The organism is Kitasatospora sp. NPDC059803 (assembly GCF_042732255.1).
Taxonomy (GTDB): Bacteria; Actinomycetota; Actinomycetes; order Streptomycetales; family Streptomycetaceae; genus Kitasatospora.
Genome location: NZ_JBHWIJ010000055.1, coordinates 8,838 through 33,045, shown reverse-complemented (window position 1 = coordinate 33,045; position 24,208 = coordinate 8,838). Strand labels below are relative to the sequence as shown.

Annotated in this window: 22 protein-coding genes; 13 read left to right on the top strand and 9 right to left on the bottom strand. The window is 74.1% G+C overall.

Features of this window, described 5'->3' with window-relative positions; translation table 11 throughout:
- Positions 1–235: 235 nt before the first annotated feature.
- The 3 genes from ACFV6I_RS12340 to ACFV6I_RS12330 all read right to left on the bottom strand — a co-directional run bounded on the left by ACFV6I_RS12340 (position 236) and on the right by ACFV6I_RS12330 (position 2,729).
- Positions 236–1,495: an alpha/beta hydrolase gene (locus tag ACFV6I_RS12340; protein ID WP_380424913.1), complete on the bottom strand. Its 1,260-nt coding sequence runs from the start codon at positions 1,493–1,495 to the stop codon at positions 236–238.
- A 170-nt stretch (positions 1,496–1,665) separates the two neighbouring features.
- The gene (locus ACFV6I_RS12335; protein ID WP_380424911.1) at positions 1,666–1,887 is read right to left on the bottom strand and encodes a DUF397 domain-containing protein; all 222 of its coding nucleotides are present in this window, start codon (positions 1,885–1,887) and stop codon (positions 1,666–1,668) included.
- Positions 1,884–2,729, bottom strand: a complete 846-nt coding sequence (locus ACFV6I_RS12330) for a helix-turn-helix domain-containing protein (protein WP_380337902.1) — start codon at positions 2,727–2,729, stop codon at positions 1,884–1,886. The genes ACFV6I_RS12335 and ACFV6I_RS12330 overlap by 4 nt, the downstream gene beginning before the upstream one ends.
- Before the next feature lie 300 nt (positions 2,730–3,029).
- Here ACFV6I_RS12330 and ACFV6I_RS12325 point away from each other — a divergent pair, with 300 nt between their 5' ends.
- The 3 genes from ACFV6I_RS12325 (at position 3,030) to ACFV6I_RS12315 (ending at position 4,317) form a co-directional block, all read left to right on the top strand.
- The gene (locus ACFV6I_RS12325) at positions 3,030–3,479 is read left to right on the top strand and encodes an ATP-binding protein (RefSeq protein WP_380337900.1); all 450 of its coding nucleotides are present in this window, start codon (positions 3,030–3,032) and stop codon (positions 3,477–3,479) included.
- The gene (locus ACFV6I_RS12320) at positions 3,476–3,763 is read left to right on the top strand and encodes a hypothetical protein (protein ID WP_063347121.1); all 288 of its coding nucleotides are present in this window, start codon (positions 3,476–3,478) and stop codon (positions 3,761–3,763) included. The genes ACFV6I_RS12325 and ACFV6I_RS12320 overlap by 4 nt, the downstream gene beginning before the upstream one ends.
- Before the next feature lie 92 nt (positions 3,764–3,855).
- Positions 3,856–4,317, top strand: a complete 462-nt coding sequence (locus tag ACFV6I_RS12315) for a hypothetical protein (RefSeq protein WP_380424909.1) — start codon at positions 3,856–3,858, stop codon at positions 4,315–4,317.
- Positions 4,318–4,339: 22 nt separating this feature from the next.
- Here ACFV6I_RS12315 and ACFV6I_RS12310 read toward each other — a convergent pair whose 3' ends face one another.
- Complete coding sequence (locus ACFV6I_RS12310) at positions 4,340–4,771, bottom strand: SRPBCC family protein (RefSeq protein WP_380424906.1); 432 nt, start codon at positions 4,769–4,771, stop codon at positions 4,340–4,342.
- 95 nt (positions 4,772–4,866) lie between these two features.
- Entirely contained in the window at positions 4,867–5,511 is a 645-nt protein-coding gene (locus ACFV6I_RS12305; RefSeq protein WP_380424904.1) for a CatB-related O-acetyltransferase, read from the bottom strand.
- 76 nt (positions 5,512–5,587) lie between these two features.
- Between ACFV6I_RS12305 and ACFV6I_RS12300 the strand changes: the two genes are divergently transcribed.
- Together ACFV6I_RS12300 and ACFV6I_RS12295 are read left to right on the top strand one after the other, a co-directional pair.
- Positions 5,588–6,232, top strand: a complete 645-nt coding sequence (locus tag ACFV6I_RS12300; protein ID WP_380337893.1) for a formylglycine-generating enzyme family protein — start codon at positions 5,588–5,590, stop codon at positions 6,230–6,232.
- Positions 6,233–6,298: 66 nt separating this feature from the next.
- On the top strand, positions 6,299–6,820 hold the full coding sequence (locus tag ACFV6I_RS12295; RefSeq protein WP_380337890.1) for a GNAT family N-acetyltransferase: 522 nt from the start codon (positions 6,299–6,301) through the stop codon (positions 6,818–6,820).
- A gap of 106 nt (positions 6,821–6,926) precedes the next feature.
- Here ACFV6I_RS12295 and soxR read toward each other — a convergent pair whose 3' ends face one another.
- Complete coding sequence (soxR, locus tag ACFV6I_RS12290; RefSeq protein WP_063347115.1) at positions 6,927–7,466, bottom strand: redox-sensitive transcriptional activator SoxR; 540 nt, start codon at positions 7,464–7,466, stop codon at positions 6,927–6,929.
- A 57-nt stretch (positions 7,467–7,523) separates the two neighbouring features.
- Between soxR and ACFV6I_RS12285 the strand changes: the two genes are divergently transcribed.
- Both ACFV6I_RS12285 and ACFV6I_RS12280 read left to right on the top strand, forming a co-directional pair.
- Entirely contained in the window at positions 7,524–8,237 is a 714-nt protein-coding gene (locus ACFV6I_RS12285; protein WP_380424902.1) for a transketolase, read from the top strand.
- Between the two features lie 71 nt (positions 8,238–8,308).
- Positions 8,309–9,202 (top strand): transketolase family protein, encoded by an 894-nt coding sequence (locus ACFV6I_RS12280; protein ID WP_063347113.1) that lies wholly within the window; start codon positions 8,309–8,311, stop codon positions 9,200–9,202.
- A 13-nt stretch (positions 9,203–9,215) separates the two neighbouring features.
- On the opposite strand, the gene treZ is transcribed toward ACFV6I_RS12280, so the two are convergent.
- From treZ to glgX, 3 genes are all read right to left on the bottom strand, one after another.
- Positions 9,216–10,970 (bottom strand): malto-oligosyltrehalose trehalohydrolase, encoded by a 1,755-nt coding sequence (gene treZ / locus ACFV6I_RS12275; RefSeq protein ID WP_380424922.1) that lies wholly within the window; start codon positions 10,968–10,970, stop codon positions 9,216–9,218.
- Positions 10,971–10,978: 8 nt separating this feature from the next.
- Positions 10,979–13,504: a malto-oligosyltrehalose synthase gene (treY, locus tag ACFV6I_RS12270; RefSeq protein WP_380337881.1), complete on the bottom strand. Its 2,526-nt coding sequence runs from the start codon at positions 13,502–13,504 to the stop codon at positions 10,979–10,981.
- Between the two features lie 70 nt (positions 13,505–13,574).
- Entirely contained in the window at positions 13,575–15,812 is a 2,238-nt protein-coding gene (gene glgX, locus ACFV6I_RS12265) for a glycogen debranching protein GlgX (RefSeq protein ID WP_380424899.1), read from the bottom strand.
- A gap of 445 nt (positions 15,813–16,257) precedes the next feature.
- Between glgX and ACFV6I_RS12260 the strand changes: the two genes are divergently transcribed.
- The 6 genes from ACFV6I_RS12260 (at position 16,258) to efeB (ending at position 24,173) form a co-directional block, all read left to right on the top strand.
- Complete coding sequence (locus tag ACFV6I_RS12260; RefSeq protein ID WP_380424896.1) at positions 16,258–17,532, top strand: SAV2148 family HEPN domain-containing protein; 1,275 nt, start codon at positions 16,258–16,260, stop codon at positions 17,530–17,532.
- A 322-nt stretch (positions 17,533–17,854) separates the two neighbouring features.
- Positions 17,855–19,414: a carboxylesterase/lipase family protein gene (locus tag ACFV6I_RS12255; protein ID WP_380424894.1), complete on the top strand. Its 1,560-nt coding sequence runs from the start codon at positions 17,855–17,857 to the stop codon at positions 19,412–19,414.
- A gap of 104 nt (positions 19,415–19,518) precedes the next feature.
- On the top strand, positions 19,519–19,974 hold the full coding sequence (locus tag ACFV6I_RS12250) for a GNAT family N-acetyltransferase (RefSeq protein ID WP_380337872.1): 456 nt from the start codon (positions 19,519–19,521) through the stop codon (positions 19,972–19,974).
- Positions 19,975–20,065: 91 nt separating this feature from the next.
- Positions 20,066–20,806, top strand: coding sequence for an ABC transporter ATP-binding protein (locus ACFV6I_RS12245; protein WP_063351026.1), 741 nt, complete (start codon positions 20,066–20,068; stop codon positions 20,804–20,806).
- Positions 20,803–22,746, top strand: a complete 1,944-nt coding sequence (locus ACFV6I_RS12240; protein ID WP_380424892.1) for an FtsX-like permease family protein — start codon at positions 20,803–20,805, stop codon at positions 22,744–22,746. The genes ACFV6I_RS12245 and ACFV6I_RS12240 overlap by 4 nt, the downstream gene beginning before the upstream one ends.
- 173 nt (positions 22,747–22,919) lie before the next feature.
- The gene (gene efeB, locus ACFV6I_RS12235) at positions 22,920–24,173 is read left to right on the top strand and encodes an iron uptake transporter deferrochelatase/peroxidase subunit (protein WP_380424889.1); all 1,254 of its coding nucleotides are present in this window, start codon (positions 22,920–22,922) and stop codon (positions 24,171–24,173) included.
- The last annotated feature ends 35 nt before the right edge of the window (positions 24,174–24,208 follow it).

The window sequence follows — 24,208 nt, the reverse complement described above, 5'->3', positions numbered from 1 at the left end:
GGCCGGCCCCCGCGCCCTCGCCCCGCCGCCGACCCGGCCCGTGGCCCGGGACCCCCCGGGGGGGGGGGGGGTGGGCCGCCCGCCCCCCCCCCCGCCCCCCCCGCCCGTGCGGGCCCGCGGCCGGTCGCGGCGGACGACTGATGCCAAGGCTTTCCCCCGACCGGATCCGCCGCCCTCCCGCCGGGCGGCCCGCCTGGCCCGGCCCGGCACGGTGCGCCCCCGGACCGGTGGCGGATCAGGCGTGGGTGCCGGGGACGCCGAGCTGCTGGGCGAGCCAGGGGAGGGCCTGGGCGAAGGTGGCGGCGCCGGTCTGCCAGGTGTGCTTGCCGGAGCCGACGGCGGTGGTGGTGCGGATGCCGTCCTTCCGGGCGGCGTCGTTGAGGGCCCTGGCGGACTCGATCTGGCCGTGCTCCTCGTCGCCCTGCCCGAAGTAGCCGGAGACGCCCTGGTACTTGGGGTGGTGGGCGAGGACGGTCAGCGGGTCGTGGGCGGCCCAGGCGGCCGCGTCGCCGCCGTACAGCTCCTGGACGGTGTGGTCCTTGTCGCCGGTGGAGGGGCCCTTGTCGCCGGAGAAGTCGCCGAAGTGGGTGAAGACGTTGGGGTGTTCGACGGTGAGGTCGACGGCGCAGGTGCCGCCCATGGACCAGCCGGCCACACCCCACTTGTGCGGGTCGGTGGCGGCGTTGAAGGTCTTCTGGACGAACGGCGGGACGTCCTTGAGCAGGTGGCTCTCGGAGTTGCCGTGCGGGCCGTCGACGCACTCGGTGTCGACCCGGAAGCCGCCGGTCGCGTCGACGAAGACGAGGATCGGCGCGAAACCGTTGTGCTTGGCGGCGAAGTCGTCCGCGGTCCTCACGGCGTTGCCGGAGCGGATCCAGTTGTCGGGCGCGGCGAACTCGCCGCCGATCAGCTCCAGCGCCGGCAGCTTCGGCCGGTTCTGGCTGCGGAACCACGCGGGCGGCAGGTAGACGAGCTCCTGGCGGTGGGTGAAGCCGCTGGCCGTGCTCGGGATGTCCACCTGGACGATGCGGCCGGTCTTCGTCTTCCCGTGCAGGGAGCCGAGTTCGGCGAGCGTGATCTGCTCCGGCAGCGGCTGCCCGCTCAGTTCACCGATCGCGTCGTCGAGGGTCGGGTAGTAGCCGGTGGCGATGTTCACGCTGTTGGCGGCGCAGAACAGGGCGAGCAGCGCGGCCGGCGGCGCGAGCGCCCGGCGCCACCAGCGGGCGCCGCGCCAGCCGAACCCGAGCGCGCTGACCGCCGCGACCGCGACCCCGCCCCACAGCCACACCCCGAACGGGATCGGATCGGTGATCCCGGCGAGCGTGAGCACGCCGACGGCGGCGAGGGCGGTGAGCAGCAGCGCCGTCCCGAGGGCGACCGGGCCCCACTTCAGCCGCCAGACCCGGTCCCGCCAGCCGAGCGCGGCCAGGAACAGGGCGAGGGCCACGGCCTGGACGGCCCAGGGGAACCAGCCGCCGAGCAGGGAGACGTTCATCTGGCGGAGGCTAGGGGTGCCGGATGAGAAGTCGATGAGAGGCTGGCAGGCCGCTGGAAGAAGGCTGGGAGCGCGAGTCGATGCACTTGGAACGGTGTCGTGGACCGGGTGTGGACGTCAATCCGGGGGCGGCCCCGTGCTCGGCATGGGGCCGCCCAGGACAGTTGAGGCTAGCGAGCTGCCGGGAGCTCGCCCGCCTGGACGGCGGCGATGAAGGACTGCCAGGCCTCGGGGCTGAAGCTGAGGGCCGGGCCGTGCGGGTCCTTGCTGTCGCGGACCGGGACGACGCCGGTGAAGCCGTCGGCTACTTCGACGCAGTTCTCGTTTGGGTTGCTGGCGGTAGCCTTCGACCAGTTCACCGGCAGTGCAGATGCGACGGGGTAGTGGGTCACTTGAGCTGGTCTCTCTTCTCTCGGATGACGTTGAGGGATTCGTCGAGGCCAAGGGCTGTCGCCATGATCTCGCCGAAGGCTGTTCGGTAGACATCTACGTGCTCCGGCTTCTCCACCCAGTTGCTGGCGAGCATGTCGCTGAGCAGTGCGAGGTCGAGATCTCGTTGCCGAAACTCCAGGAGGGTGAACGGTCCGTTCATGCCGGGGTGAGGTGGGGCGAATGCCGGCATGACCTGGATGCTGATGTTCGGGAGGCCACTCCACTGGATCAACTTGTCGAGCTGATCGGCCATCACGCCCTCTGCCGCCTTCATGGTCAGGGCGGACTCGTGGATGACAGCCCAGAGTTTCAGCGGATTCTCCGCGCGAGTGAGCACTGACTGACGGTTGATTCGCACATCGACACGAGCCTCAACACTGGGTGTCTTGAAGACGCCGCTGGAGATGATGGCGTGTGCATAGCGGCGCGTCTGCAGCAGTCCGGGGATGTAGGCCGACTCATACGACTTGTTGCCGATAGCCGTCTCTTCCAAGCGGATCAGGTCGTGGTAGAGCGGGTTCAGCTGTTCGAGGCCGGCTACCCAGCCGGGCCGATGCCGGTCACGAAGGATCTCGACGAGGACTTCCTTGAGCTCCGGATCGCACTCGTAGAAGTCGAGGAGCTTCTGAACGACATCCGGCTTGAGTTGGACCCGGGCGTTCTCGTAGCGGGACAGCTTCACGAGGTTGACGCCGTCGACTTGGGCGGCCACTTCCTCTGCCGACAGGTTCTTGAGCTCGCGGAGCCTTCTGAGCTCGGCTGCAATGCGGCGGTAGCGCACTGCTGGCACTGCAACTGCCATAGACGTAACCCCTTCAGACCTCTCGGCATCCAGTGTGCATGCCCTGTGTGATGGTTCGCCACCACCCGCGTGAGTCTAGGGGCCGGACCTTGCCCTGAGATCTGAAAGTTTTCATATTTGTCAAGCTCACCTTGCGCCGCGGATGTGATGTGATCCATGCTGTGAGTGATGGAAAGCTAGCCGACCGTGAACGTCCTGTGCGGTCTGCGGGCTTGCTTTCCGATGCATTGCGCCGGGCGCTCGCAGAGTCGGCAGCTCGGCCTTGGATCTTCTCCACTCGCTCCCGAAGGTGGCTTCGCCATGTTCGAATCGCCTGACAATCCCCCCGAGTTCGTGTCCAGCTGCTGGCTGCTGCGCAGTCGGCGGTCGCCGGCGAAGGCCCGGCAGGCGCTCTTGCGGCTCCTCGACTCGACCCCCGCCGGTGAACTCTTCGCGGACTCCGGTCTGTTGGTGGTCTCCGAGCTCGTCACCAATGCCGTCGTGCATGGCACTCCGATCGGCAACCGGCTGTGGCTCTCCCTCTCCCTCATCCCCTCGCGACTGCGCATCGAGGTGCACGACGCGCGCCGTGACCGCGCGCCGCTCCTTCGCCCTGCGTCCGCCGATGACGAGTCCGGGCGGGGCCTTCTCCTCGTCAAGCTCCTGTCCGAGCGCTGGGGTTGCTGCCCGCGCGTGCCCATCGGCAAGATCGTGTGGTCGGAGATCGGTTCCGCTGCCGCCTCCTCCGCCCCCGTGGAGCGTGTGGCGTGAACGAGGACCGCCTGGTCACCGCCGAGATCACCGGCGGTCTGATGCCGCCGACGATCTACGCCCTCCTCCCCAAGGCGCTCGACGCCCTCTGGCGTTCCCTCCAGTTCCAGCCCATGAGCCGTCCCCAGTGGCTGTGGTTCGAGCGCTACCTCACAGGCCCGTCCGCGGACCGCTTCGTCGCCGGCTACCTCGCCAGTGCGGGCCCGCTCGACCTCCCTGTCGTTCTCCCCGACTCCCTCCACCACCTGCGTCTCGGCTGGACGCCCCCCGGAGGCGAATGGTGAGCCGTCGCGCGACGGGCCGGCCCTGCCGCTCCTCCCGGCGTGCTGCGTGCTAGCTTTGAACGCGTTCAAATAAGTGGGCGCAAGGGGGAGCCGTGGCCGTGGTGCCGGGGAGTGCGAGGGTGCTGGCGGGGCTGGCGGCCGCGGTGTGCCTGCTCCCGCTGGCGCTCGTGGTGGTGGCGTTCGGCCTGGGCGGCTCGTTCTCGTTCCTGCACGTGATCGCGCTGGTCAGCGCTGCGGCCGCCGCCGTGCCGGTGTGCTACCGGGAGCGCGGCCCGTTCCGGATCGCCTGTGCGGCGGCGGGCGCGGTGGTGGCGGTCGCCTCGGTGCCGCTGCTGTTCGTGGGCATCTGGTTCGTGATCGGGTTCGGCGCGTGGCTCATGCTGGCGGCCTTCCTGTTCCTGCCGGTCGCCGCGATCCCCGCGCTGGTGGCCGCGTTCCAGCGCGCCCGCGGCCCCGAGTACGGCCAGACGGCGGCCGTCCTCGGGTGGACCGTGGGGGTGCTGTCGCTGCTGGGCTGGTCGCTGGTCGCGCTCTACGCGGTGATGGGGCGCTGAACTCCCGGACGGCCCGCCGCCGTCAGCCGGCGAACCGCTCGCGCAGCGCCGCCAGGCCGGCCGTGAACACCCCGTGGAGGCGGTCGGCGGAGTCCTTGCGGTGCTCGGCCTCGACGTCGTACGTGGCGCCCCACTCCACGAAGCTGGCGTCGAGCGCGGTGACCGGGGTGACCCGCAGCGTAGCCCGGTAGCCGTACAGCTCGAACGCCCCTTCGGGGAAGCTGTAGGTGTAGCTGCGGGCGTCCTCGTCGTAGGCGAGCAGCGTCTCGCGCAGCGCAGCGCCGTCGATCTCGAACACCCGGACCGACCCGATCGCGTTGCCCGTCAGCTCGTTGCCGAGGCTGCTGGCCGGCAGGCCCGGGTGCCAGCCGCCGAGGTTGTGGAAGTCCCCCAGCAGCTCCCACACCTGTTCGGCCGGAGCCTCCACGACCGTGCTGACCTTCGTACCCGCCATCGTCGTCGCCTTTCGCCGGCCTTCGTACGGACGGACACCATCCTCGGGCCGGCGCGTGGCGGGCGCCAGGGGGCCCGGCGGCGAGCGCCAGGGCGTCACCGTCCCGGCGCGGCCGCTTCGAGGTCGTCGACGGTGCCGGACATGACGGTGCGCAGGTGGCGGGTGAGGTGGTCGGTCGGCCAGTTCCACCAGGCGAGGGCGAGCAGGCGGGCGATGTCCGCCTCGGCGTAGCGGGTGCGGATGAGCTTGGCCGGGTTGCCGCCGACGATCCCGTAGTCGGGGACGTCGTCGACGACGACGGCGCCGGAGGCGATGATCGCGCCGTGGCCGATGCGCACGCCGGGCATCACCATGGTGCCGTAGCCGATCCAGACGTCGTTGCCGACCACCGTGTCCCCGCGGCCGGCGAGGCCGGTGACCAGGTCGAAGTGCTCGGCCCAGCTTCCGCCCATGATGGGGAACGGGAAGGTCGAGGGGCCGTCCATGCGGTGGTTCGCCCCGTTCATGATGAACCGGACCCCCGTACCCAGCGCGCAGAACTTCCCGATGACCAGCCGCTCCGGGCCGTAGTGGTAGAGCACGTTGCGCGTCTCGAACGCGGTCGCGTCGTCCGGGTCGTCGTAGTAGGAGTAGTCGCCGACGTCGATCAGCGGGGACGTCACCAACGGCTTGAGGAGCACCACGCGCGGCTGCCCGGCCACCGGGTGGAGAGTCGAAGGGTCCGGCGGGACGGAACTCATGGCGGTGCCACTCCTGATCGTCAGGTGTGAAGAGCGGAAAGGACATTGATCATCCCACGGGCTAGGATCGCGGCCCATGGATGCGAGCACCCGAACCGACCTGATCGCCGTCCCGCCCGGCCGCGTCACGCTGTCGGACCGCCGTACGCAGCGGAGCTGGACCGTCGAGCTCGCCCCCTACGAGCTGGCGGCCTGTCCGGTCACCCGCGAGCAGTACGGCGCCGGGGCCGGCGACCGGCTCCCCGCCGACAGCGTCTCCTGGTACGACGCCGTCCGCTACTGCAACGAACTGTCCCGGCGGGACGGGCTGGCGCCGGCCTACCGGCTCGACGGCGAGTCCGCCACCTGGGACCGCGCCGCCGACGGCTACCGGCTGCCCACCGAGGCCGAGTGGGAGCACGCCTGCCGCGCCGGAACGGACGGCCCCCGCTACGGGCCGCTCGACGAGATCGCGTGGCACCGCGGCAACTCGGACGAGCGCCCGCACCCGGTGGGCGGCCTGCGCCCCAACGGCTTCGGCCTGTACGACCTGCTCGGCAACGTGTGGGAGTGGTGCTGGGACGTGTACGACGCCGAGGTGTACGGCGGCTACCGCGTGCTGCGCGGCGGCGGCTGGTTCGACGAGCACTGGAGCTGCCGCGCCTCCGTCCGCCGCCGCAGCCACCCCACCCTGCGGATCGACGACGTCGGCTTCCGGCTCGCCCGGTCGATCACCGCCTGAAGGCGCGCGCCGTGGGGAACCCGGGCCCGGTCACGGACCGTTGGGCCCTGCATGAACGATGCACCGGTGTCCCTCAGACCGATCGGCGAAGCCGACCTCGCCCCGCTCGAAGCACTGCTGAACGACCCCAGGGCGTCGGGCCCGTTCCAGTGGTTCGGGTGGCGCGACCCCGGGCGGACCCGGCGTCTCTGGGCGGAGAACGGCCTGCTGGCGCCCGAGCAGTCGATGCTCGCGGTGCTGTCCGGGGGCGAGTTCGCCGGGTTCGTCGCCTGGCGGCAGGTCGGCCGGCCGGACCTGGCGCCGTACTGGAACCTCGGCATCATGATCCGCCCGGAGGCGCGCGGCCGGGGCATCGGCACGCGGGCCCAACAACTGCTGGTGGACTACCTGTTCGCCCACACCGTGGTGATGCGGCTGGAGGCGGACACCGAGGACACCAACCTCGCCGAGCAGCGCGCGCTGGAGAAGTGCGGCTTCGTCCGTGAGGGCGTCCAGCGCAGCATGGGCTTCCGGGATGGCCAGTGGCGTGACGTGGTCCGCTACAGCCTGCTGCGCACCGACCCCCGGCCGCTTTCCGACCGGACCTAGGCGATCCCGAACCACTCCTCCGCGAGGGCGTCCAGCGTCCGCGCGGAGGGCTTCAACTCCCGCCGAGGTGGGTCGGGATGAGGGAAGCGCCCCGCGCCGGAGCGGTTCAGTGGGGCCCGCAGGCGTCGGTGGCGGCGGGGGAGAGGGGTTCCGGGCCGCCGGCCGGGTCGCGGGTGAGGAGGTAGCGGGCGCCGGGGCCGGTGTCGGCGGCGCGGTCGGCGGCGTTGTAGAGGGAGCAGCGGGAGAGGGAGAGGCAGCCGCAGCCGATGCAGCCGGTCAGTTTGGCCTTGAGGCGCTGGAGCTCGGCGATCTGCTCGTCGATGCGGCTCTGCCAGGATTCGGCGACCCGGTCCCACTCGGCGCCGCTGGGGGCGGGGCGCTCGGGGAGCCGGTCGAGGGCGACGCGGGCCTCGTCGAGGGAGAGTCCGACGCGCTGGGCGGCGCGGACGAAGGCGATCCGGCGCAGCGTGCCGCGGGGGTAGCGGCGCTGGCCGCCGGCGGTGCGGGTGGCGTGGATGAGGCCGAGGCTCTCGTAGTAGCGCAGGGCGGAGGCGGCGAGGCCGCTGCGGCGGCCGAGTTGGCCGATGGTGAGCAGGTCGTCGCGGTGCGGGCCGGGTGCTCGGCCGTGGTCCGGGGTCGCGGTCATGGGCACCCACTCTAGCCGCTTGACCTCAAGTCGACTTTAAGTTGCACCATCGTGGTCATGACGACGAACGCAACCGCGGACCTCGCGGAAACCACCCGCTTCGAGGACCTGTCGGCGCTGATGGGCCTGATGACCGGCGACGAGAAGCACGGCCCGGCCGCCACCTCCACCCTGGACGCGCTCTGGGTGCTGTACGACCGGGTCCTGCGGGTGAGCCCGGAGCGGGCCGAGGCGCAGGACCGGGACCGCTTCCTGCTCTCCAAGGGCCACGGCCCGATGGCGTACTACGCGGTGCTCGCGGCCAAGGGCTTCATCGACCCCGGGGTGCTGCCGAGCTTCGGCGGCTACGACTCTCCGCTCGGCCACCACCCGGACCGGATGCTCGTCCCCGGGGTGGAGATCGCCTCCGGCTCGCTCGGGCACGGCCTGCCGCTGGGCGTCGGCACGGCGCTCGGGCTTCGGGCGCAGGGCCTGACCGACCCGGCGGTGTGGGTGCTGGTCGGCGACGCCGAGTTCGACGAGGGCTCCAACCACGAGGCGGTGGCCTTCGCCGGTGCGTACGGGCTGGAGCGGCTGCACGTGGTGGTGATCGACAACTCCTCGGCCACGCACGGCTGGCACGGCGGCATCGCGGCCCGGTTCGCGGCCGAGGGCTGGTCCACCGCGACGGTGGACGGCCGCGACCACGAGGCGCTGTACCGCGCCTACACCGCCGAGCACCCGGGCCGCCCGCACGTGGTGGTCGCCCGGGTCGAGCCCAAGGACTCCTGAGCCCGAGGCCTCCTGGGCCCGCGAACCCCCACGCACGCGCCAACCAGCACGCACCGAAAGGCACTTCACCGATGGACACCATGCGCGACCGCTTCATCGACGTCACCAGCCGCCTGCTGGACGAGGACCCCCGGCTGGCCGTGGTGCTCGCCGACATCACCGCGGCCGCCTTCGCCCCGGCCCAGCAGCGCCACCCGGACCGGGTGGTCAACGTCGGCATCCGCGAGCAGCTGCTGATCGGCGCGGCCGGCGGCCTGGCGCTGACCGGGATGCGTCCGATCGCCCACACCTTCGCCAGCTTCCTGATCGAACGGCCTTTTGAGCAGGTCAAGTTGGACCTCGTCCACCAGGGCGTCGGCGCCGTCCTGGTGAGCGCGGCCGGCTCCTACGACTGGCCGGCCGGCGGCCGCACCCACATGTCCCCGGGCGACGTCGCCCTGCTGGACACCCTGCCGGACTGGACGGTCCACGTGCCGGGCCACCCGGACGAGGCCGAGCAGTTGCTGCGCCACGCCGTCGCGGACGGCGACCGCAACGTCTACGTCCGCCTCTCGGCGCACCAGAACGCGCAGGCCCTGCCGGTCGAGGCGGGCCGGTTCACCACTGTGCGGCAGGGCTCGCGCGGCGTGGTCCTCGCGGTCGGGCCGATGCTGGACGCGGTGCTCGCGGCCACCGAGGGCCTGGACGCCACCGTGCTGTACGCGGCGACGGTGCGCCCCTTCGACGCGGCCGGGCTGCGGGCGGCGGTGGGGGAGCGGGCGGACGTGGTGCTGGTGGAGCCGTACCTGGCGGGCACCTCGGCGAACGAGGCGCACGCCGCCCTGGCCGACCGCCCGCACCGGGTGCTGGGCCTGGGCGTGCCGCGCGAGGAGCACCGGCACTACGGCTCGATCGCGGAGCACCTGAGCGCCTACGGCTTGGACGCGGCCTCGCTGCGGGAGCGGATCGGCACCTTCCTCTGGTGACGCGCGTGGCGGGTCAGACCGCGCCGACCGCCACCGCGTCGACCGCCACCGCGACGATGGCCACCGCGTCCGCCCCCAGCCGTACCGCCGTCCCGTCCAGTGCCGCCGTCCCGAAGGCCGCGACCAGTTCGCGCCCGGTCCCGTCCAGTGGCAGGGCGGCTTCGGTGGGGCCGAGGTTGACGGCGATCCGGTACGGTCCCCGGTGCACCACCAGCCAGCGCGCCGCCTCGTCGTAGGCCACCCGTACCGCGCCGAGGCCGGGGTCGGACAGCTCCGGCCGGTCGCGGCGCAGCCGGATCAACGTCCGGTGCCAGGTGAGGAGTTCGGCGTGCGGGGCGCGCCGGGGTTCGGTCCAGTCGAGGACGGAGCGCAGGATGGTGGCGGGCTCCTGCGGGTCGGGGACGGACTCGGCGGCCCAGCCGTGGTCGGTGAACTCCCGGCGCCTGCCCTGCCGGACGGCCTCGGCGAGCTGCGGGTCGGTGTGGTCGGTGAAGTACTGCCAGGGGGTGGCCGCGCCCCACTCCTCGCCCATGAACAGCATCGGGGTGAACGGCGAGGTGAGCACCAGCGCGGCGCCGCAGGCGAGCCGGCCGGTGGTGAGGCAGGTGGAGATGCGGTCCCCGAGGGCCCGGTTGCCGATCTGGTCGTGGGTCTGGAGGTAGCCGAGCAGCCGGTGTCCGCCGTCCGGCGGGAAGGGGCGGCCGTGGCCGCGGCCGCGGAAGCCGGACCAGGTGCCGTCGTGGAAGAAGCCGCGGGTGAGCGTCTTGGCGAGGGCGGCGAGCGGGTGGCGCGCGAAGTCGCCGTAGTAGCCCTGGGATTCGCCGGTGAGCGCGCAGTGCAGGGCGTGGTGGAAGTCGTCGCTCCACTGCGCGGTGAGGCCCTGGCCGCCGGCCGCGCGCGGGGCGGTGGTGTGCGGGGTGTTGAGGTCGGATTCGGCGATCAGGAACAGCGGGCGGTTGGTCGCGACGGCCAACTTATCGACCTGGTGGGACAGTTCCTCCAGGAAGTGGACGGCCCGGTCGTCCGCGAGGGCGTGCACGGCGTCCAGCCGCAGGCCGTCGATCCGGTAGTCGCGCAGCCAGCCGAGCGCGCTGCCGATCAGGTAGCGGCGCACCTCATCGGAGCCGGGGGCGTCCAGGTTGACCGCCGCCCCCCACGGCGTGTGGTGCCGGTCGGTGAAGTACGGGCCGTACGCGGGAAGGTGGTTGCCGGAGGGGCCGAGGTGGTTGTGGACGACGTCCAGCACCACGCCGAGGCCCTTGCGGTGGGCGGCGTCGACGAAGCGCTTCAGCCCTTCGGGCCCGCCGTACGGCTCGTGCACGGCCCACGGCGAGACCCCGTCGTAGCCCCAGCCGTGCCGGCCGGGGAACGGGCAGACCGGCATCAGTTCGACGAAGTCGACGCCCAACTCGACGAGGTGGTCGAGGTGTTCGGCGGCGGCGTCGAAGGTGCCGCGGGGGGTGAAGGTGCCGATGTGCAGCTCGTACAGCACGGCGCCGGGCAGCGCGCGGCCGCGCCAGCCGGTCTGCGACCAGCGGAACGCGGCGTGGTCGACCGGGCGGCTGGGGCCGTCGGGCCCGTGCGGCTGCCAGGGGGAGCGCGGGTCGGGCAGTGGCGGCCCGCCGTCGAGGCGGAAGGCGTAGTCGCCGGCCGGGGCGCCGCCGGTCCACCAGCCCGGGCGCTGCGGGCACCGGGCCAGCGGATGGGCGGAGCCGTCGACCTCGACCTCGACCCGGTCGGTGGCCAGGGGCGCCCACACCTCGTAGATCCGCACGCTCAGCTCCTCCTCGTCAGCAGCGCCACCGGCCGGTCCGCCAGCAGCCGCGCGACGGGCACCGGGCCCGCCGGGTGGGCCCGCAGCGTCAGCTGGTCCGTCCAGGGCCCGCCCTCGGGCAGCTCCAGGACGGTGCCGCGCCAGCCGCCGGCGCGCTCCAGCCCGTACGGGAGCCGGGTGACGGCGGTGACCACGTCGGCGCCGCGGGCGAAGGCCAGCAGGTGGTCGGCGGCGGGGCCGGCGGCGCTCAGCGGCCGGTAGGGCCCGAGCGGGCGGTCGCGCCGCAGGTGCAGCGCCGCCCTGGTGAGGTGCAGCTTCTCGCGGGCGAGGTCGCCGGGGCGCGGGGCGGCCGCGTCGGTGAGCCGGACGGCGAGCGCGCCGAGGTCCACCACGCCCCGGTTGTCCGGGTCGACGAGGGTGTACAGCGGCTCCTCGCTGCCCTGGTAGAGGTCGGGCACGCCCGGGACGGTGAGGTGCAGCAGCGCGGCGGCGAGGGTGTTGGCGCGGGCGTACGGGGCGAGGGCGTGCACCAGGCCCTCGATCCGGGGCAGCAGTCCGGGGTTGGTGTGGACGGCGCGGGCGCGCGCGGTGAGCGCCTGCTCGAAGCGGGCGTCGGGGGTGGTCCAGGAGGTGTGCAGCTTGGCCTCGCGGGCGGCCTTGAGGAGGGCGGCGACGAGCCGGTCGGGGTCGATCGGCCAGGCGGCGACGAGGGTGTGCCAGAGCAGCCAGTCGCCGTCGCGGGTACCGGGGTCGGGGCCGCTTTCGCCGTCGTGGCGGCCTTCGCGGTCGTGATCGCCGCGGGGGCCGGGCCCGGCGGCGGTGGACCAGGCGGCGGCCTCGGCGGCCCAGGCCTCGGGCTGCTCGGCGAGGACGGCGAGCCGGGCGCGGGCGTCGGCGCTGCGCTTGGTGTCGTGGGTGGACAGCACGGTCATGCTGTGCGGCCAGGCGCGCTCCAGGTAGCGGCACCAGTCGTGGAACCGGGCCGGGGGCAGCCCCGGCCGGCCGGGCTCGCCGCCGACCTCGTTGAGGCCGGGCAGCGCGTTCCACCGGTAGAAGGCGGTGTCCTCGACGCCCTTGGCGGCGACGGCGGCGGCGGTCTGCGCGAAGCGCTCGCAGAACTCGTCCTTCTGCGGCCCGCTCCCCAGCTCCCCGAGGGCCAGGGCGGCGACCAGCCGGTCCGTCGGGTCGGCCGAGCCGCCCAGCGCCGCGCGCAGCTGCTCGGCGGAGGCCGGCGGCACCGGCTCCCCGGGCCGGGCGTACGGCCGGTACGCCGGGTAGCCGGTGAACAGCCGCCGCAGCGCCGCGCGCAGCTGCCAGGGCGCGTGGTCGGAGTGCGCGGGCTCGGCGGCGCCGATCCGCAGCGCGATCCGCACCAGCCGGTCGACCTCGGCGGCCAGCTCGCCGTGCGGCGCGGTCATGTCGGCCCGCCCGCGCCGGGCGGCGGCGACCGCCGGGTGGGGGTCGGCGCAGGGTTGGCCGTCCGGCGCGGAGCCGGTCAGGAACGCCGCGTACGCCCCGGCCAGCCGGCAGGCGCCCGCGTGGTCGGTGAGCACGCCGTCGATGCGGCGCAGCGCGTCGTAGCCGGTCGTCCCGGCGACCGGCCAGTCCGCGGGCAGCCGCTCGTCGCCGGTGAGGATCTTCTCGACGACGGTGTACGCCCCGCCGGTGGCGCCGGCGAGGCGGCGCAGGTAGCCGCGCGGGTCGGCGAGCCCGTCGGGGTGGTCGATCCGGAAGCCGTCGACGACGCCGTCGGCGTGCAGCCGCAGCAGGGTGGCGTGGGTGGCGGCGAACACCTCGGGCTCCTCGACCCGGACGGCGATCAGCTCGTTGACGGTGAAGAAGCGCCGGTAGTTCAGTTCGGTGCGGGCCAGCCGCCACCAGGCGAGCCGGTACCACTGGCGGGCGAGCAGCTCGTCGAGCGGCAGCCCCGAGGTGCCGGGCCGCAGCGGCAGCTCGTGGTCGTGGTAGCGCAGCACCTCGCCGTCCACCACCAGCTGGTCCAGCACGGCGCCAAGTCGGTCGCCGAGCAGCGGCAGCAGCACCCGGCCGCGCGCGGGGGCGTCGACGGGGCCCGGCTGGGCCGCCCAGTCGATGTCGAACCAGCGCGCGTACGGCGAGTCGGGGCCCTCGCGCAGCACCTGCCACAGCGGCTGGTTGAGCCGCTCGGGGACGGGCACCGCCATGTGGTTGGGCACCACGTCGACGAGCAGCCGCAGGCCGTGCCGGTGGGCGGCGGCGGCCAGCGCGCGCAGGGCGGCCTCGCCGCCGAGCTGCTCGCTGACCCGGCCGTGGTCGACGGTGTCGTAGCCGTGGGTGGAGCCGGGGGCGGCCTCCAGCAGCGGGGACAGGTGCAGGTGGGAGACGCCGAGGGCGGCGAGGTAGGGAACGGCGGCGGCGGCGTCGTGGAGGGTGAAGCCGGGTTGCAGCTGGAGGCGGTAGCTGGCCGTGGGGGCCGTGGCGGTAGCGGTGGCGGATGAGGGGGAGGCGGCGGCCGGGCGGGGCGGTGCGGGCTCGGCGGCGGAGGTCATAGGTCCATGAGTACCCGGGGGAGCCCGCCGCCAAGACCCGCTGCTGGTCCGAACAGGTGAGCGCGGGGTGTCAGGCCGGCCGCTGGAGCACCATCAGCGAGCGGTCGGTGAGCCACAGCGCGTCCCCGGCCTTGACCCGCGCGCCCGCGCCCGGGGCGGGCAGCCGGGCCTGTGCGGTGTCGACCACGACCTGCCATTCCTGCCCGTGGTCGGCGGGCAGGGTGAACTCCAGCGGCTCGAAGTGCGCGTTGAACATCAGCAGGAAGGAGTCGTCGACGATCCGCCCGCCGCGCCGGTCCGGCTCGGAGATGGCGTAGCCGTTGAGGAAGACGGTCAGCGACTTGGCGTAGCTGGCGCCCCAGTTGCGCTTGGTCATCTCCTCCCCGCCGGGGGTGAACCAGGCGATGTCGGTGAGGTCGTCGTAGCCGCCGGAGTCGTAGCCGCCCGAGAGGTGACCGCCCGAGAGGTGGCCGCCGGAGGGGTGACGGCCGGAGGCGTGACCGCCGGAGGGGCGGCCGCCGGCGGCGAGCGTCCCCGGCCCGGGGCGCCCGGGGACCGGCCGCCCGTGGAAGAAGCGCCGCCGCCGGAACACCGGGTGGTCGCGGCGCAGCCAGATCATCCCCTGGGTGAACTCCAGCAGCCGCGCCTCGGGCCCGTCGCCGTCCGGCCAGTGCACCCAGGTGAGTTCGTTGTCCTGGCAGTAGGCGTTGTTGTTGCCCTGCTGGGTGCGGCCGAGTTCGTCGCCGTGGGAGAGCATCGGCACGCCCTGGGAGAGCATCAGGGTGGCGATGAGGTTGCGCTGCTGGCGGGCTCTGAGCTCCTCGACGGCCGGGTCGGCGCCGGGGCCCTCGACGCCGCAGTTCCAGGAGCGGTTGAAGGACTCGCCGTCGCGGTTGTCCTCGCCGTTGGCCTCGTTGTGCTTGTCGTTGTAGGAGACGAGGTCGCGCAGGGTGAAACCGTCGTGGCAGGTCACGAAGTTGATGGAGGCGATGGGGCGGCGGCCGTCGTCCTGGTAGAGGTCGGAGGAGCCGGTGAGCCGGGAGCCGAACTCGGCGAGGGCGGCGGTCTCGCCGCGCCACAGGTCGCGCACGGTGTCCCGGTACATGCCGTTCCACTCGGTCCACAGCGGCGGGAAGTTGCCGACCTGGTAGCCGCCCTCGCCGAGGTCCCAGGGTTCGGCGATCAGCTTGGCCTGGGAGACCACCGGGTCCTGCTGGACGAGGTCGAAGAAGGAGGAGAGCCGGTCGACCTCGTGGAACTGCCGGGCCAGGGTGGCGGCGAGGTCGAAGCGGAAGCCGTCGACGTGCATCTCGGTGACCCAGTAGCGCAGCGAGTCCATGATCAGCTGGAGCACGTGCGGGCTGCGCATCAGCAGGCTGTTGCCGGTGCCGGTGGTGTCCTCGTAGAAGCGCTGGTCCCGGGCGAGGCGGTAGTAGGAGACGTTGTCCAGCCCGCGCAGGGACAGCGTCGGCCCGAGGTGGTTGCCCTCGGCGGTGTGGTTGTAGACGACGTCCAGGATCACCTCGATCCCGGCCGCGTGCAGCGCCTTGACCATCGACTTGAACTCCTGCACCTGCTGGCCCCGATCGCCGCTGGAGGCGTAGGAGGAGTGCGGGGCGAAGAAGCCGATGGTGTTGTAGCCCCAGTAGTTGGACAGGCCCAGGTCGCGCAGCCGGTGGTCGCGGACGAACTGGTGCACCGGCATCAGCTCGATCGCGGTGACGCCGAGCTTGGCCAGGTGCTCGATCACTGCCGGGTGGGCCAGGCCCGCGTAGGTGCCGCGGATCTCCTCGGGGATGCCCGGGTGCAGTCGGGTGAGGCCCTTGACGTGCGCCTCGTAGATGACGGTGCGGTGGTAGTCGGTGCGCGGCGGGTGGTCGGTGCCCCAGTCGAAGTACGGGTTGATCACGACCGAGTGCATGGTGTGCGGGGCGGAGTCGAGGTCGTTGCGGCGCTCGGGCGCGCCGAAGTGGTAGCCGTAGACGGCCTCGTCCCAGTCGATGTGCCCGCTCATCGCCTTGGCGTACGGGTCCAGCAGCAGTTTGGCGCTGTTGTGGCGCTGGCCGAGGCCGGGGTTGTACGGGCCGTGGACGCGGAAGCCGTAGCGCTGGCCGGGCTGGACGCCGGGGAGGTAGGCGTGCCGGACGAAGGCGTCCGTCTCGCGCAGTTCGACGGCCGTCTCCGAGCCGTCCTCGTCGATCAGGCACAGCTCGATCCGGTCGGCACTCTCGGAGAACACCGCGAAGTTGGTGCCGGCCCCGTCGTAGGTGGCGCCGAGGGGGTAGGGCTTACCGGGCCAGACCTGCATGAGTCCTCAACTTCCTTGCACTCAAGGGAAACTGACGTGTAGTCCGATAGCGCGCCCGGACCCGGACGCTCTCTTCCCGGCCGGGCGGCCGGGCATGTGCGGCGCTCGCGCGCCGTGACGCACGGCACAGTGCGCATACTCCCCGAGCCTTCCCCCGGCGGCCGGGACATGTGCGGCCGGTTCGCCCGAACGGGTGTCCAGCCGGCATTCCTGTGATAAGCGGGGCCTGGCTCGCGGCGGGCGGGGCCGGCGATGGGCGGGGCTTGCGATGGGCGCGGGTCTGTGAAGGGTGGGCCTGGTGGTGGTGCCGGGCCCCGGGGGCCATCCGGCTGCGCACCGCTCGCGGCGGGCAGTACCCTTGATCGTCCGGCCGCCCCCGGGCCGGTGGCGCTCCATCAGCCGCGCAGGGGCGGAGCGTAGAACAGCAGACCAGGTGAGGTGGCGCATGGTGTTCCCCGCCGGCGGCCGCGGCCCGGGGCCCGACGGCCCCGACCGGGGCGGCGCCCGCAGCGAGGCGCCCACGGTCGTCATGCGCCCCACCCTGTCCGGCCGCCCCCTGGTGCCCGCCCAGGGCGGCCCGGTCGAGATCCCCGCCCTCGCCTGGTCCGCCGCCGAATGGGAGGACGCCTACCAGCGGGTCCGCATGTCCGGCCGCGCCTACGTCTGGCTCAACCTCGTCGAGCAGCGGCTGCGCTCCCTCGTCGACGAGGTGCTGCACCCCATCTACGCCCCCGCCCACGGCGAGGACTGGGTCACCGCCGCCGCCGGCCCCGCCGGCGAGGAGTGGGCGCACCGGGCCGGAGCCGTCCGCGAGGTCAGCCGCCGCAAGGGCTACCTGCTCGACCCGGCCGACGACGACCCGCTGGTCTTCCTCACCCTGCCCCAGCTGCGCGAGCTGATGGTCCAGCACTGGCCCTGCTTCGAGCCCTACCTGTCCGACCGGCGCGAGATCGAACTCGCCCTGGACGAACTGGAGGTGGCCCGGCACGTGGTCTCCCGCAACCGGGTGCTCACCCAGACCGTCCTCGCCCAGACCGAACGCGCCGCCGCCCGCCTGCTCGCCGTCCTGGACGGCGGCGCCGGCGGCGTGCCCGCCGACGTCGTCGAGTCGCTGGTGGCCGGCCGGTACGCGGACGTCGTCGCCGTGCACGCCGACCGCGTCCGCCTCCAGCGCGACCTGCCCGTCGAGGACCTGCTGGACGGCGCCCGGCGCCTGGACGCGCTCGGCATCGGCCTCGGCATGCTCTGCCAGAACTACACCGGCAAGCGGCTGGTGCGCCTGGCCGGCGACGGCTGCCGGGTCCGCCTGCTCTTCCTCAACCCGGCGAGCAGCGCCGTCCGCCGCCGCGAACGCGAACTCGGCCTCGGGCGCGGTGAGTTGTCGCGCTCCATCGAGATGAACATCATGCATGTGCGCCGGGTGCGGGCCCGGCTGCGCGACCAGGGCGGCTTCGAGATCCGGGTCTTCGACGAGACCCCGCGCTTCACCGCCTACCTCGTCGAGGGCCCCCGCCCGACCGGCCAGGTCGGCGGCCGCCGCCAGAGCCGCGACCTCGGCGTCATCCAGCCCTACCTGCGCCGCGCCCGGGGCATGGAGTCCCCGGCCCTGGTGCTGCGCGGCGGCGCCGGCCAGCAGCCCGGCGGCAGCGAGCAGGGCCTGCTGGAGGTCTACCGCGAGGAGTTCGAGGGCGCCTGGGGCGACTCCCGGCCGGTGTCCTGAACCCGCACCCCCCGTTCCTGACGGATCGTCAATTGCCCCTCTCCACCCCTGGGTGGAGGCCCGGAACTCCATCCGTGCGGCGGCGACACCCCCGGGCCGGGCCGCGCAAGCTGGAGGCGGGGTCGCGGCCGCACGAGCGGCGCGACGATGCCGAGGGGAGTGCGCCGTGGTGTACGGGACGAAGCGCGGGACAGTGCGCGGAGCAGCATGGGGGGCCGCGCGCGGAAGGCTGCGCGAAGGGCCCGGGGCGGGGCTGCGCGCAAGACGGCCGGGAAAGGCCCGCCGAACCGTCCCCCCGCGCTGGCCGCTCGCACTGGCCGGTGTGGCGGCGGCCCTGCTGGGCCTGCTGCCGGCCGTCCCCGCCGAGGCCCGGGAGACGGGCGGCTGCCGTACGGCGACCTCCGTCGGCCGCCTGCAAGGGGTGTCCCAGGACGGCCGGTGCGCCTACCTGGGCGTCCCGTACGCGGCGCCGCCCACCGGCGAGCGCCGGTTCCGCCCGCCGCAGCCGGCCGCACCCTGGCCCGCAACGCTGCGCGCCACCCGGGCCCGCCCCGGCTGCCCGCAGGACCTGAGCGCGGGCGGCGGCGGCACCGAGGACTGCCTGTACCTCAACGTGTGGTCGGCGCACGGCGGCGGCGCCCGCAAACCCGTCATGGTCTTCCTGCACGGCGGCGCGGACGAACTCGGCGCCGCCGGCCAGCCCGTCTTCGACGGCGGCCTGCTGGCCGAGCGCGGCGACGCCGTCGTGGTGAACCTGGACTACCGGCTCGGCATCCTGGGCTGGACGGAACTCGGCGCGCTCGACCCGTCCTACGCCGGCTCGGGCAACAACGGGCTGCGCGACGAGAGCGCCGCGCTGGCCTGGGTGCGCCGGCACATCGGCGCCTTCGGCGGCGACCCGGGCAACGTCACCGTCTTCGGCCAGTCGGCCGGCGCGATCTCGATCAGCGCCCTGCTGGCCGGTGACCACCCCGAGCAGCTCTTCCAGCGCGCCATCGTCGAGAGCGGGCCCGGCTACCTGGTGCACACCGCGGCCGCCGCGCGGGCCACCGCCGGAAAGGTCTTCGCCACCGGCGGCATCCACACCGTCGCGGACCTCGACCGGCTGAGCACCCCACAGGTCCTCGAACTCCAGGAACAGGTCCAGCACGGGCTCTCCGGACTGTCCTCCGCGGTCTTCTTCGGCCCCTCCATCGACGGGGCGCTGGTGCCCGGCCCGGTCGTCGAACGGATCGCCGCCGGCAGCGCCCGCGACGTCGACGTGATGACCGGCACCACCGAGAACGAGACCGACTACTGGGCGCTGTTCGACCCCACGCTGCCGGACCTCCCGCTGAGCGCCTACCGCAACCTGCCCCCGGTGCTCGCCGACCGCAAACAGCAGCTGTACGACCGGTACGCCGCCGACCGCCCCGGGGCCACCGAGGGCCGGGTGGTGAACGCGATGCTCACCGACCAGACCGAGCGGATCCCCACCCTGCGCCTGGCCGAGGCCCAGTCCCGCTGGCGGCCCACCTACGTCTACCAGTTCGACTGGCACGTGCCCTACGTCCCCGGCCTGCCCGCCGCCCAGAACCTGGGCGCCATGCACACCCTGGATCTGCCCTTCGTCTTCGGCGGACTGGACCTCGGCGCGATCCCGCGCGGCGCGCAGACCGTCGCCGCACAGCGGCCCGAACTCACCCGGCTGTCCGCGCGGATGGCCGACGCCTGGGCCTCCTTCGCCCGCCAGGGCGACCCGGGCTGGCCGTCCTACACCGCCGACGCGCGGGCCACCCGGATCTGGGACCTGAACCCCGGCGTCCAGTACGCCCCGCACGACGACGAACGCGCCCTCTGGGACGACTACACCTTCCCCGCCCTGGACCTCGGCACCCGCTGAGGCCTTCCCGCCTTCCCGCCGGCCCCCTCGGCACGCCCCGCCCCGGCGTCCGGCCCCCGAAACCCGCTGGCCAGGCCGGTGCGGCCGCTGCCACACTGCGGGCCGTGAACAGCCTCCCCGCCTGGACCCTGCGCCCCGCCACCGCCGCCGACGTCGAACCCGTCGCCGAACTCAAGGCCGTCGTGCTGCGCGCCGACCTCGAACGCCTCGGCCGCTACGACGACGACCGGGTCCGCCGGCGCCTGCGGGCGGGCTTCTCCAGCCGCCACAGCTCCGTCATCCTCGTCGACGGCGCCTTCGCCGGCTCCGTCACCGTCCGCCCCGCCGAGCAGGGCGGCCGCTGGATCGAGCACTTCTACCTCGCCCCCGCCCACCAGGGCCGCGGCCTCGGCAGCGCCGTCCTGCGCCACCTCCTCGCCCAGGCCGACGCCGCCGGCGAGCCCGTGCGCCTCGACGTCCTCCAGGGCAGCCCCGCCCGCCGCCTCTACGAGCGCCACGGCTTCGTCCTCGACCACGAGGACCCGATCGACGTCTACCTGGTCCGCGAGCCCGCCGCCTGAACCGGGCCCGCCGCCTGAACCGGGCCCGCCCCGGCGGTTGGGGCTGGTCGGAGCAGGGGCGGCCGTGGTAGTCATAGCCCCCGTGATGATCATGGGGGATGACGGGGCCGTACTGCGCCTCGAACAACTGCACCGCACCTACGGGACCGGGCCGGAGGCCGTCCACGCGCTCAGGGGAGTGGACGTCGACTTCGCCCGCGGCACCTTCACCGCCGTCATGGGCCCCTCCGGCTCCGGCAAGAGCACCCTGCTCCAGTGCGCCGCCGGGCTCGACCGGCCCGACGGCGGCCGGGTCGTCCTCGACGGGGCCGACCTCGCCGCACTCACCGAGAGCCGGCTGACCGTCCTGCGGCGCGAGAAGCTCGGCTTCGTCTTCCAAGCCTTCAACCTGGTCGGCTCGCTGACCGCCGAACAGAACGTCGGCCTGCCGCTGCGCCTGGCCGGGCGCCGCCCCGACCGCGCCGACGTCCACCGCGCCCTCGCCCAGGTCGGCCTCGGCGAACGCACCGGACACCTGCCCTCCCAGCTCTCCGGCGGCCAGCAGCAGCGCGTCGCCATCGCCCGCGCCCTGATCACCCGCCCGCAGGTGCTCTTCGCCGACGAACCCACCGGCGCCCTCGACAGCGCCAGCAGCCGCGACGTCCTCGCCCTGCTGCGCGAACTCGTCGACCGCGACGGCCAGAGCACCGTCATGGTCACCCACGACCCGGTCGCCGCCTCCTACGCCGACCGCGTGCTCTTCCTCGCCGACGGCCGCCTCGTCGCCGACCTCGACCACCCCACCGCCCCGCAGATCGCCGAGCGGATGACCGCCCTGGAGACGGCGGCATGAGTTCCCTCGTCACCCTGCTGCCCGTCGCCGCCGCCGCACTGCGCCGCCGCAAGGCCGCCTTCGCCGGCTCCTACCTCGCCCTGACCCTCGGCGTCACCCTGGTCGCCACCACCGGCACCCTGCTCGACAACACCGCCGGCGACGACTCCCCGCTCGGCGCGCCCTCCCTCCACAAGGTGCTCCTGTTCAGCGCCGCGATGGCCGCCTTCGTCGCCGTCTTCGTCGTCGCCGGCACCTTCGCCTTCGCCGTCGCCCAGCGCCGCCAGGAGATCGCGATGCTGCGCGCCGTCGGCGCCACCCCCCGCCAGGTCGTCGGGCTGATCACCGGCGAGGCCGCCGTCGTCGCCCTCGCCGCCGCCGTCACCGGCTGCCTGCTCGCCCTGCCCGGCGCGCCCGCCCTCGCCGCCTGGCTGGTCGCCCGCGGCGCCGCCCCGGACGGCTTCGCGGCGCACCCGGCCCCCGCCCCGCTGCTCACCGCCGCCGCCGTCGGCCTGCTCGTCGCCCTGCTCGGCGCCGTCGCCGCCGCCCTGCGCGCCGGCCGGGTCCGGGCCGTCGAGGCACTCGGCGACGCCGCCGTCGACCGCACGGTCATGACGCCCGTGCGCTGGGCCTGTGCCCTCGCCGGACTGCTCGCCCTGGCCGGCACCGTCGGCTACTACCTGGCCGCCCCGACCATGCCCGCCGCCCCCGGCGACCAGCCGGCCGACCCGCAGCTCGCCTCCCAGTGGGTCCTCGGCGCCGACCTGCTGACGATCACCGCCCTCGCCCTGTTCGCCCCGCTGATCGTCCCGCCCCTGGTCCGGGCGCTCAGCGCGCCACTGGCCCGCGCCGTCGGCGCCGCACCCCTGCTCGCCCGGCAGAACGCGCTCACCGCCGTCCGCCGCACCGTCTCCACCGCCACCCCCGCCTTCCTCACCATCGCCCTCACCGGCACCGTCATCGGCTCCACCGCCGCCTTCGCCGACGCCATGACCGCCCAGAACCGGGCCACCACCGCCGCCCGGTACGTGCTGCGCCCCGGCGCCACCCCGCTGCCCGACGACGCCGCACACCGGCTCACCGCCGACCGGCCCGGCCTGCGCGCCACCGCCACCACCCCCACCGTGGTCACCGGCCTCGGCGCCGCCCCCGCCGACTTCGCCGACCCCGGCGAGGACTCACCCGCCTCCGCCCCCTCCGCCGCCACCGTCGTCGACGGCGACCTCGCCACCGCCTGGACCCTGCCCGTCGTCCAGGGCGCCGCCGCCGACCTGCACGGCGCCACCCTCGCCGCCTCCACCGACCAGGCCCGCGGCCACGGCTGGACCCTCGGCGACCAGGTCCACCTGCGCCTCGCCGACGGCACCGTCACCACCCTGCGCCTCGCCCTCGTCTACCGCACCCAGCTGGGCCTCGACGAGATCCTGCTCAGCGGCGACGCCACCACCGCCCACCTGGCCGGCGCCCACCCCGGCGCCGTCCACCTCTCCGCCGAACCCCCGGCCGCCGACCGGCTCGGCGGCGAACTCACCGACGCCCGCGCCCTGGGCCCCGACCCCGGCGCCCACTACGCGTGGATCGCCACCACGACCATCCTCGGCCCCGCCCTGCTGTACGCGCTCATCGCGATCGCCAACACCATGGTGATGTCCGCCGCCGACCGCCGACGCGACTTCACCGTCCTGAGGCTGGCCGGCACCCTGCGCCGCCAGGTGCTGCACATGGTCGCCCTGGAAGCCGTCCTGGTCGTCGCCACCGCCGCCGTCCTGGCCCTCGCCGTCACCGCCCTCACCCAGTACGGCACCACCGCCCTGCTCAACCACCGCATCCTGGCCGGCCAGGCCGCCATCGACCCGCAGCTGCCCTGGCTCCCGCTCGGCGCCGCCGCGGCCGTCTGCCTCGCCCTGGCCGTCGCCGCCAGCGTGCTGCCCAGCCGGATCGCCCTCGCCCGCGCCCGGTGACGTTCGCCCGGTGACCTTCGCCCGGTGGCGGTCTCCTGGTGACGTTCGCTCAGCGGCCCTCACCCGGGTGACCCTCGCCCGGGTGAGGGGAGTAGGCCGGACGGATGGTGACCGGCGGTCGGGCGCGGCGCTCACCCGAGCACCGGGCCCGACCGCTTGTTAGCGTCCCGTCCATGATCGACAGCCCGCACTCCACCGGCTCCGAACACCCCCGCGCCACCCGCCGCGGCCTCCTGCGCACCGCCCTCGGCGCCACCACCGCCGGAGCCCTCACCCTCACCGGCGCCCACCCAGCCCAGGCCGAGCCCCGCCCCGCCACCCGGCGCATCGACTTCCACGGCCGCCACCAGGCCGGCATCACCAACCCGCCCCCCGGCTACGGCACCTTCCTCGCCCTCGACGTCAAGGCCCGCGACCGCAAGGCCCTCGAAACCCTCCTGCGCACCCTCACCGACCGCATCCGCTTCCTCACCACCGGCGGCACCCCGCCCGACCTCGGCCCCGCCACCGCCCCCTCCGACAGCGGCACCCTCGGCCCCGACCTGCCCACCGACGACCTCACCGTCACCGTCGCCGTCGGCGCCTCCCTCTTCGACACCCGCTACGGCCTCACCCGCCACCGCCCCCGCCGGCTCACCGCCATGCGCCCCTTCCCCGTCGACGCGCTGCGCCCCGCCGAATGCCACGGCGACCTCTCGCTCCAGATCTGCGCCGAGAACCGCGACACCGTCCAGCACACCATCCGCGACCTGCTGCGCAGCACCCACGGCCTGATCCGCCCGCGCTGGCAGCTCGATGGCTTCCAGAACCGCTCCCGCCCCACCGGCGCCGCCCGCAACCTGCTCGGCTTCAAGGACGGCATCGAGAACCCCGACACCGCGAACGCCCGCGAACTGGACGCCCTCGTCTGGGTTGGTGAGGGCGGCGACGAACCGCGCTGGGCCGCCGGCGGCAGCTACCAGGTCATCCGCGCCATCCGCACCCTCGTCGCCGGCTGGGACGAGGTGCCGCTCCAGCAGCAGGAACGCCTGATCGGCCGGCGCAAGAACGACGGCGCCCCGCTCGGCGCCGCCGGCGAGACCGACACCCCCGACTACCGCAACGACCCCGACGGCGCCGTCATCCCCCTCGACTCCCACATCCGCCTCGCCAACCCCCGCACCGACGGCACCCGCGACAGCCGCATCCTGCGCCGCGCCTTCAACTACGACCGCGGCCTCGACCCCGACGGCGAACCCGACCTCGGCCTCGCCTTCTGCTGCTACCAGCAGGACGTGGCCCGCCAGTTCGAAGCCGTCCAGACCCGCCTCAACGCCGAACCCCTCGCCCGCCACCTCCGCCCCACCGGCGGCGGCTACTTCTACGTCCTCCCCGGCGCCCACGACACCACCGACTGGCTCGGCCGCACCCTCCTCACCACCACCTGAACGCCCGTGTTCGCCCCGGTCCGCCCGAGCGGACC